General features: G+C 74.5%; 2 protein-coding genes. Both read right to left on the reverse strand.

What is annotated here, in order from left to right:
* Positions 1-64 precede the first annotated feature (64 nt).
* Positions 65-742: a metal-dependent hydrolase gene (locus U4E84_RS17465; RefSeq protein WP_322533360.1), complete on the reverse strand. Its 678-nt coding sequence runs from the start codon at positions 740-742 to the stop codon at positions 65-67.
* A partial coding sequence (locus tag U4E84_RS17470) for a hypothetical protein (protein WP_322533361.1) occupies positions 742-1,364 on the reverse strand: 623 nt, incomplete at its 5' end. The genes U4E84_RS17465 and U4E84_RS17470, both read right to left, overlap by 1 nt.

Here is a 1,364-nt window from a genome sequence, read left to right on the forward strand (position 1 = left end):
AGAGGTTTACCCTGCGGTCATACCATGTTAGGGGCGTCGCAGTCGTCCGATCCGCTCGCCCCCGTCAGGCGTCGTCCCCGACGCCGTCGCCCTGGAGCCGTCGGGCGCCGAGCGCGAACAGGCCCAGCCCGATCAGGTAGAGCCGCCACCCGCTGTTGGCGACCGGGAACCGCCGGTCCACCGGCTCCTCGACGTCGACGTCCGGGTCGCGCGGCTGGACCGGGTTGCTGACGTGGACCGACTCGCTGGTGCCGCCTGCGCCCGCGTCGACGGTGCTCGACCCCGCCTCCGGGTCGACGCGCACGTCGACGAACGTCTGGACGAACCCGTCGGCCGTCGAGTAGCGGATCTCGCCGCCGAGGTGGAAAAAGCGGTCGCGGAGCGGCCAGAACGCGTTCACCCCGTCGAGGTGCGTCCAGTCGAGCGCGACGTGCGCGAAGACGTGGACGAACAGGGCGACCCACGCGACCGCGATCCACCGCTGCGAGAGCCGCCCGCGGACCCACGACCGCTCCCGCACGCGCGTGTCGTAGTACAGCGCCAGCGCGGCGGCCGCGGGGAGGACGAAGTTGTGCCCGACCGTGCGGTGTGCGCCCGCCATCACCACCCCGAGGAAGCTGTCGGCCTCGGGGAGCACGAGGACGACGAGCAGGACCGCGAGCGCCCGCCGGTCGTAGTACGCCCCGAGCAGCCCCGCCGCGAGCAGCAGCGCAAACCCCGCGTGGACGACCGTCGAGGGCATTACCGGGTCACCTCCGAGCCCCGATCGCGAGACCCGAACCGGACCGCGAGCGTCGCGACCGCGGCGACGACGACGACTAACTGCCACCCGCCGTCGACGAAGCGAACCTCGCGGCCGGCGCCCGGGTCGAGGCCGGGTCGCCCGTCGGGGTTGACCCACGAGCCGACCGGGTCCGCGACCGCCCCGCCGGCCCGTTCCAGCGGCAGGATCCCCGGACTGTCGCCGCCGAGCGCGAGGAACGTCTGGACGACCCCCTCCCGCGTCGAGAAGACGAGCCGCCCGCGGACGACGTAGCGAGCGTCCTCCAGGGGGTACAGCAGCGCCGCGCCCTCGCCGGCGAACAGGGCCGACCCGATCCCGGCGACGACGAACGACGCGAGCGCGACCCACGCTACCCGCACGCCGCGGCGACCGAACCGATCGCGGAGCGCCGACGCGCTCGCAGGTCGGCGCACGGTGTCCCAGTACAGCAGCCCGCCGACGAGAAGCGGCGCCCAGACCGCGTGGAGGAGCGCGTTCGTCGCGCCCGGCACGACGAGGCTCGCGGCCGCGTCGAGCCAGGGGACGAGCGCGGCCGCGACGACGACCGCGACCGCGCGCCGGTCGAAGGCGCCGCCGAGCA

The sequence above is a fragment of the Halorubrum sp. AD140 genome (assembly GCF_034497445.1).
Classification (GTDB): Archaea; Halobacteriota; Halobacteria; order Halobacteriales; family Haloferacaceae; genus Halorubrum.

Excerpts from the sequence above, each read along its gene's own strand:
- U4E84_RS17465 (WP_322533360.1), bottom strand. The coding sequence starts at position 742 with ATGCCCTCGACGGTCGTCCACGCGGGGTTTGCGCTGCTGCTCGCGGCG.